The organism is Nocardioides sp., from assembly GCF_044226305.1.
In the GTDB taxonomy this organism is placed as follows: Bacteria; Actinomycetota; Actinomycetes; order Propionibacteriales; family Nocardioidaceae; genus Nocardioides.
This window is the reverse complement of sequence record NZ_JBGAHF010000038.1, coordinates 1-6,998: the sequence shown is the minus strand read 5'-3', so window position 1 is coordinate 6,998 and position 6,998 is coordinate 1. Positions and strand designations below refer to the sequence as shown.

Genomic DNA, 6,998 nt, shown 5'->3' with positions numbered 1-6,998 from the left:
GGGGGGCCCGTCGCGCCATTTCGGAGCGGCGGGGTCAGCGCGCGGCGACCGCGTCCACCCGGACCGGCCGGCCGTGGGAGGCGACCCGGACCTCGAGCACCCCGGCGAGCAGGCCGCTGAGGTTGCTCCGGGCCTCGTAGACCTTGAGCCGCTGCGGCTGCCGGCTGCGCAGGTCGACCGGGAACCACTGGCCGCGTCCGACCCGGATCTCGACCCGGCCGAGGTTCGGCCCGGCCGGGGCCAGCAGCCGGATCTCGCGGACGTTGCGGACCGGGAAGGTCAGCGTGGCGCCGTACCGCGACGACTCGAGGTAGTCGCCACCGAAGGTGCCGGCGTCGCGGTAGCGCTTCCAGGCCCCGCGCGAGGACGCGGGCGCGTCGCCGAGCGCGAGGTTGCGCGGCACGAAGAACTCCTGGACGTACGGCGTGGGGTCGACGTTCCCTGCCTCGTCGACCGCCGCCGCGGTGAAGCGTCGGGCGCCCGGCGCGAGGTCGCGCAGCGTGGTGAGGTCGTCGTTGCACGGCACCGCCCGGCCGTCGAGCCGGCAGCGGTACCGGTCGCCCTGGGTGCTCTGCAGCCGGATCTGCGCGCTCGGCTCGACCAGCATCGGGCGCTCGGAGGAGGTCTCGTCGGCGTAGCTGGTGCGCAGGAAGCCGTAGGTGTTGGGCGCGGTGGCGTCGGCCCGGAAGACCAGCTCGGCCGGGGTCTGGTCCACGTCGGGGGCATCGGTGGCCGCCGGGAAGAAGAAGTCCGTGGTGAGGTCGTGCGCGGCGTCGGGGGTGTCGATCGCGCGGACCCGGAACGTGTAGGGCGTCGCGGTGTTCTCCTTCAGCCCGTCCCGGGTGAACGGCGAGGTGCAGGACTGCCAGGTGCTCGGGGCGCTGGGGGTGTCGAAGAACTGGCACTCGTAGGAGATCGGGTCCGTGTCGGCGTCGGTGTGCGCGCCGTGGAAGGTGATCGAGATGCTGGTCTGCCGGATCCAGCCGCCGCTGAGGTCCGGCCCGTCCACGGTGGTCTCGGGCGGCACCGTGTCGTCGCAGCCCGATCCGGTCGGCACGCCGAGCGGGCCGGCCGGCTGGGCCTCGCTCACGCAGGTCGCGGCCGGGTCGGCGGCCGTGGCCGGCGGCGGGGTCGCGGCCAGCGAGGCGGCGACGGCGAGGACGGTGGCGCCGAGGACGGCGGCACGGCGGTACGAGCGCATGGGTCCCTCCCGGGGTCGTGCGGTGGTGCTCCCGGCGGGACCAACGGGGCCCGGGCCGACGGGGTACGCCGGGCGGCCGGCTCAGGAGGGGGTGGTCTGGTCCAGCGGCTCGGCGGCCCACGGGCGCGCGGAGTAGGCGAAGAGCAGCACGATCACCAAGACGATGGTGACCAGCCCGAGCAGCAGCATCGCCCCGACCGCGCCGGACCGGAGCGAGAGCACGACGACGGGCACGAGCGCGACCGCCACGAGCAGCGTGCACGCCGTCCGCAGCCAGGTCCGGGCGCGCCGGTCGCCGGCCTCCTCGGCCAACCGGGCCAGGCCGAAGCAGAGCGCGCCGACCGCCGCGATCTCCGGCAGCGAGGCCGCCCACTCCAGGGAGGGGTCCGCGTCGGCAAGGGCGGAGGGGACGGCCGGGAACCACAGCAGCACGGACACGGCGAGCGCCACCACGCAGAGGAACGGCACGGTCGACCCCCACGGGAGCCGGGGCAGCCTCCTGACGCCGTACAGGACGAGCAGCCAGCCCAGCGGGTCGGCCAGGAGGTCGTAGCCGTTCACCTTCGCCCCGAGGGCGACGATGACGAGGCCCATCCCGACGGCCTGCAGCGGCTTCACGGCGTCACCCTAGGCGCGGCGGTCACGACCCCGGTGACCAGCCAGGCGTCGCCGCGCTCGCGGTGCAGGAGCACGAGCAGCCGGGCGCCCATGAAGACGGCGCAGAACGCGACCCAGATGGCGACCAGGCCCGCCGAGCGCGCGGCGCAGGCGAGCACGACCGGCACGTAGGCGACCAGGGTGACCACGCCGGCCTTCGCGAGGTAGCGGCCGTCGCCCGCGCCGATGAGCACGCCGTCGAGCACGAACACGACGCCGGCCACCGGCTGGGCGAGCGCGGCCACCAGCAGGACGGGGACGAGCAGGTCCTGCACGGCGGCGTCGTCGGTGAACAGGCCGCCCAGCACCGGGCTGGTGACCGCGAGCAGGGCGCCGGTGACCACGCCGCTCACGACGCCCCACCGGATCATCCGGGCGGTCAGCTCCCGGGTGCCGGCGACGTCCCCGGCGCCGAGCGATCGACCGGTGATCGCCTGCGCGGCGATGGCGATCGCGTCCAGGACGAAGGCCAGGAAGGTCCACAGCGACATCGCGAGCTGGTGGGTGGCCAGGTCGACGGCCTGCTGGCGCGGCCCGGTCGCGGCGAGCGTGACGGCGTACGTCGTGACGAGCAGCCCGGCACGCAGGGTCAGCGTGCGCACGACCAGGGGTACGCCGGCCCGCCCGGCCGCGCGCACGCCGGGGACGTCCGGCCGCAGCGGTGCGCCGTGGCGGCGCGCGGCGCGGACGACGACGAGGACGAAGACCGCGGCGCTGACCAGCTGGGCGAGCACGGACCCCAGCGCCGAGCCGGCGATCCCGAGGCCGACCGGGTAGACGAGGACCAGGTTGAGGCCGACGTTGACGACGTTGCCGCCCACGGCGACGGCGAGCGGGGTGCGGGTGTCCTGGAGCCCGCGCAGCACGCCGGTCGCGGCGAGCATGACGAGCAGCGGGACGGTCCCGAGGAAGGCGATCCGCAGGTAGGTCGTCGCCGGGTCGGTGACCTCCGGCGACGCGCCGAAGAGGTGGGTCAGCGGGCCGGCGAGGACGACACCCAGCACGGTGACGACGCTCCCGATGGCGACCGCGAGCCAGATCCCGTCGACGCCCTGGGCGATCGCGCCGCGCAGGTCGCCGGCGCCGAGGTGCCGGGCCACGCTGGCGGTGGTCCCGTAGGCGAGGAACACGCACAGCCCGACGGCGGTCTGGAGGACGACGGCGGCGATGCCGAGCCCGGCGAGCTGTGCGACGCCGAGGTGGCCGACGATCGCGGCGTCGGCGAGCAGGAACAGCGGCTCGGCGACCAGCGCCAGGAAGGCCGGGACGGCCAGGCGCACGATCTCGCGGTCGCGCGCGTCGGTCATGGGCCGAGCCTAGTCACGGTAAGCGGCACCCCCGGCCCCTGTGTCGTACAGGACTAGTTATCAACACTTGTGGAGAAGCTTGGGAAAACCCGTCCGGCACCGGTAAGTCGACAAACCGCCAGGTGGCCGGGAGATGACCGGCAGCCGAACTCCAGATCGGGCCGACTAATTTCTCGTGCACACCTGTGGGAACACATCCTCGCAGGTCAGCGGCCTGTTTCGGGGGCGGGGACGGCCGTCGTCCACAGGCTGGTCTACAGGCTGTGCACACCTGTCGGCGTGTCGTCCACGGCAGGCACATCGGTTATCCCCAGGCGTCGCCGGGGGGTGTGGATACGGGGCTGTCGCCGACCCCGCCCCCACGCGTACGGTCCCCGGTTGTCGGTGGGCGTCTCTAGCCTCGACAGCGCAGGGCGGGGTCGATGTGGGTGCGACGAGGAGGATCTGGTGAGCGTCACCGACCAGGACACGCGGGGAGTCCCGGAGCCGCCGTTCGACGACTGGGGCGACGGCCCCGCGGCGTACGCGCCGGGGGAGCGGCCGACCTCCCCGAACGACCGCACCCCGCCGCAGGACATGGCCGCCGAGCAGTCGGTGCTCGGCGCGATGCTGATCTCCAAGGACGCGATCGCCGACGTCACCGAGTCGATCCGCGGGGCCGACTTCTACCGGCCGGCGCACGAGACGATCTACGACGCGGTGGTCGACCTCTACGGCCGCGGCGAGCCGGTCGACATGGTGACCGTCGCCGCCGAGCTCCAGCGGCGCGGGGAGCTGCAGCGCATCGGCGGGGCGCCGTACCTCCACACGCTCTCGGCGAACGTCCCGATCGCGGCCAACGCCGGCTACTACGCCGAGATCGTCCGTGAGAAGGCGATCCTGCGGCGGCTGGTCGGCGCCGGCACCAAGATCGTGCAGATCGGCTACGCCGGCGAGGGCCAGGTCGACGACATCGTCGACGAGGCGCAGGCCGAGGTCTACAAGATCACCGACAAGCGCTCGTCGGAGGACTACGCCCCGCTGAGCGACATCATGGACGGCGTCCTCGACGAGATCGAGGCGATCTCCAACCGCGAGGCCGGCCTCTACGGCGTCCCGACCGGCTTCGCCGACCTCGACGACCTCACCAACGGCCTCCACGCCGGCCAGATGATCATCGTCGCGGCGCGTCCTGCGATGGGGAAGTCGACGCTGGCGCTCGACCTGTGCCGCGCGGCGTCGATCCACAACAACCTGACCAGCGCGTTCTTCAGCCTGGAGATGACGCGCTCCGAGATCACCATGCGGCTGCTCTCGGCCGAGGCGAAGGTGCCGCTCAACCACATCCGCAACGGCAACATGAACGACGACGACTGGGCGAAGCTCGCCCGCAAGATGGGCGAGGTCTCGTCGGCGCCGATGTTCATCGACGACTCGCCGAACATGACGATGATGGAGATCCGGTCCAAGGCGCGCCGGCTCAAGCAGCGCCACGACCTCAAGGTCATGATCATCGACTATCTCCAGCTGATGACGTCCGGCAAGAAGGTCGAGTCACGCCAGCTCGAGGTCTCGGAGTTCTCCCGACAGATCAAGCTGCTGGCCAAGGAGCTCGAGATCCCGATCATCGCGCTCTCCCAGCTCAACCGTGGTCCCGAGCAGCGCGGCGACAAGCGCCCGATGATGGCGGACCTGCGTGAGTCGGGCTCGATCGAGCAGGACGCCGACATGGTGATCCTGCTGCACCGCGACGACGTCTACGAGAAGGAGTCGACCCGCCCCGGCGAGGCCGACCTGATCGTCGCCAAGCACCGCAACGGCCCGACCCGCGACATCACGGTGGCCTTCCAGGGCCACTACTCGCGGTTCGTCGACATGGCCCACTGAGGCCGCTGAGCGACCGGTGACGTGCCGGGCCGAGGCGTGGACGCGGTGATGGCGTCGGCCCGTTTCACGCCGCGCGCCTACCTGCTACGCGCCTACCTCCTGCGCGGCGACAGCGCCGCGATCGCCCTGGATGAGCGCGCACGCCAGTTCGACGCGTTCGCGGACGGTCACGTCGCGACCGCCATCGTCGGAGTCGGGAACGCGCGCACCGCCGACGTACGCACCCGACTGACTGCGGCCAGCGTCACCTGAGGACGTGGGAGTAGGCGCCGGCCGCAGCCTTTCTCGGACGGTAGACCGGCCGACGGGCCGCCTGCACGCTGGACTCGACCGGCCAGAGCCCTGGAACGTGCAGACCCATCTGTCCGCGCGAACGTGTCGCCGGACCGCGCCACGCGACCACCACGATGGGCGTCGACGGCCCGTCGAGGACCCCAGATCATCGGCGAGCCATGACTCCCACCTCGGCTCGGTCGCTGTCTGACTGCCGCGCTGCCTCGGCGAACGGGTCAGGTGCCGGCGCGGGTCGGCACGACCGGAGCGACGACCGCGAGCTTCTCCGTGACACCGTCGGCGAACCGGACCCACAGGTCGACGTCCTCCAGGCCGGCGGCCTCGGTCTGGAGGTGCGGCAGCGCCTCGTCGAAACACAGGTGCTCGTCGTACCCGCAGCCGGCCACCATGCACAGCCAGGAGCCCGTTGTACGTTCAGCGATCTGCAGCTGTAACCCCATGGCTCGACGCTCCCCCCAGGACACCGGTGGGGACGAGGGACCAACGTCCCGACCCGCCCGGGAACCATGGTCGACCCCGTGGCGGTGAGGGAAGCCGCGATCGAGCCACCCGGGCCGATGGTGGGCATCCTGGCCCCCGGGGGGCCGGGGTCCGCCTACCGGGTCCGGACGGTCCGAGCCGCGGAAGCAGACCCGGCTCCGTGGTTGGAGGGCAGCGTGATGGCGCGGATCGTGAGGGGTCGACGGACGTTCCAGCGGAGGCGGGTCACGGACCTGCCGTGACGGTCGGTGCGCGCCTTGGCGGCCTTCACGTTGGTCCACCGGTGCTGGGCGCGGAGCTCGAGGCCGACCGGGGCGTAGATCGCCGGGGCATAGCCGCCGGATCGCTCCTCCCTGCTGGTGGTGACCAGCCGGACCACCTCGTTGAACCTGGGCCTGAGGGGCTTGATGACGAGGGTGGTCCGGGTGCGTGCCTCGCGCATCCTGAACCGGGCGGATGGCAGCGTGATGGTGTCGCAGTTGTAGCTCTCGTCGCAGGCTTCGACCTCTGCTTCGAGGAGGTAACGGCCTGCCTTCTCGTCGCCGCAGAACAGCATCGAGGCGGTGCCGCTCGTGGAGGTGATGTAGCGGAAGTCGTCCTCGGCGACGTACCCGGCTGGGCCGATCGCCTTGGCGTCGATGGTCATCTCGTAGTCGTAGCCGTCGGGGACGGTGACCGAGTACCGGTAGGGGTGCTTCACGCACTCCTGATAGAGGACGCCGTCGGGGGACGAGAGCCCGTCGGTGGCCGCCGAGGCCGGTGCCGCAGACGTCGTGACGAGCGTGACGCTAGCGGCGATGGCCGCCGCGCAGGCCGTCGCGACGACGAGTCGCCGCAGCCGGGGGAGGGTCCGGGACAAGGCTCGCTTGGTCGGCTGTCGGTCAGGCACGGCGAGAGCGTACGTGCGGGCGGGGCCTGACCCTCATTCGTCGTACCGGGCGCGCAGCCGGGCCGGGCCGGGACTGGCGAGCATCCAGTGCACGGTGCGGGCCACGACTTCCTGACGGTGACTCGACAAGCGCCTACGTGCGTGGGTGGTAGCCGGGCTTGTTCGGCTGGTGGCGGTGGTGGAGGTGGTGGTGGCGGGGGCAGAGGAGTCGTCCGTTGGCGAGGTCGGTGGGGCCGCCGTTGGACCATTCGAGGTCGTGGTGGGCGTGGCAGCGCCACGGTGGTGCGTCGCAGCCGGGGTGGGT

7 protein-coding genes are annotated in these 6,998 nt (G+C 72.3%); 2 read left to right on the top strand and 5 right to left on the bottom strand.

Annotated features, from left to right (window positions below; translation table 11 throughout):
• Positions 1 to 34 precede the first annotated feature (34 nt).
• The 3 genes from ACILQ5_RS21210 to ACILQ5_RS21200 all read right to left on the bottom strand — a co-directional run bounded on the left by ACILQ5_RS21210 (position 35) and on the right by ACILQ5_RS21200 (position 3,165).
• A complete protein-coding gene (locus ACILQ5_RS21210) occupies positions 35 to 1,201 on the bottom strand; it encodes a hypothetical protein (RefSeq protein WP_395660022.1) in 1,167 nt (388 codons plus the stop codon).
• A gap of 81 nt (positions 1,202 to 1,282) precedes the next feature.
• Positions 1,283 to 1,819 carry a hypothetical protein gene (locus ACILQ5_RS21205; RefSeq protein WP_395660021.1) on the bottom strand — a complete coding sequence of 179 codons (537 nt, stop codon included), beginning with the start codon at positions 1,817 to 1,819 and terminating at the stop codon, positions 1,283 to 1,285.
• Positions 1,816 to 3,165, bottom strand: a complete 1,350-nt coding sequence (locus ACILQ5_RS21200; RefSeq protein ID WP_395660020.1) for an MATE family efflux transporter — start codon at positions 3,163 to 3,165, stop codon at positions 1,816 to 1,818. The genes ACILQ5_RS21205 and ACILQ5_RS21200 overlap by 4 nt, the downstream gene beginning before the upstream one ends.
• Positions 3,166 to 3,612: 447 nt before the next feature.
• On the opposite strand from ACILQ5_RS21200, the gene dnaB reads away from it, so the two are divergent.
• Positions 3,613 to 5,031 (top strand): replicative DNA helicase, encoded by a 1,419-nt coding sequence (gene dnaB / locus ACILQ5_RS21195; protein ID WP_395660019.1) that lies wholly within the window; start codon positions 3,613 to 3,615, stop codon positions 5,029 to 5,031.
• A 36-nt stretch (positions 5,032 to 5,067) separates the two neighbouring features.
• On the top strand, positions 5,068 to 5,283 hold the full coding sequence (locus tag ACILQ5_RS21190; RefSeq protein WP_395660018.1) for a hypothetical protein: 216 nt from the start codon (positions 5,068 to 5,070) through the stop codon (positions 5,281 to 5,283).
• Positions 5,284 to 5,540: 257 nt separating this feature from the next.
• On the opposite strand, the gene ACILQ5_RS21185 is transcribed toward ACILQ5_RS21190, so the two are convergent.
• A complete protein-coding gene (locus ACILQ5_RS21185; RefSeq protein WP_395660017.1) occupies positions 5,541 to 5,765 on the bottom strand; it encodes a hypothetical protein in 225 nt (74 codons plus the stop codon).
• A 155-nt stretch (positions 5,766 to 5,920) separates the two neighbouring features.
• The gene (locus tag ACILQ5_RS21180) at positions 5,921 to 6,694 is read right to left on the bottom strand and encodes a hypothetical protein (RefSeq protein WP_395660016.1); all 774 of its coding nucleotides are present in this window, start codon (positions 6,692 to 6,694) and stop codon (positions 5,921 to 5,923) included.
• Between the last annotated feature and the right edge of the window lie 304 nt (positions 6,695 to 6,998).

Excerpts from the sequence above, each read along its gene's own strand:
- ACILQ5_RS21210 (WP_395660022.1), bottom strand. The coding sequence starts at position 1,201 with ATGCGCTCGTACCGCCGTGCCGCCGTCCTCGGCGCCACCGTCCTCGCC.
- ACILQ5_RS21200 (WP_395660020.1), bottom strand. The coding sequence starts at position 3,165 with ATGACCGACGCGCGCGACCGCGAGATCGTGCGCCTGGCCGTCCCGGCC.
- ACILQ5_RS21185 (WP_395660017.1), bottom strand. The coding sequence starts at position 5,765 with ATGGGGTTACAGCTGCAGATCGCTGAACGTACAACGGGCTCCTGGCTG.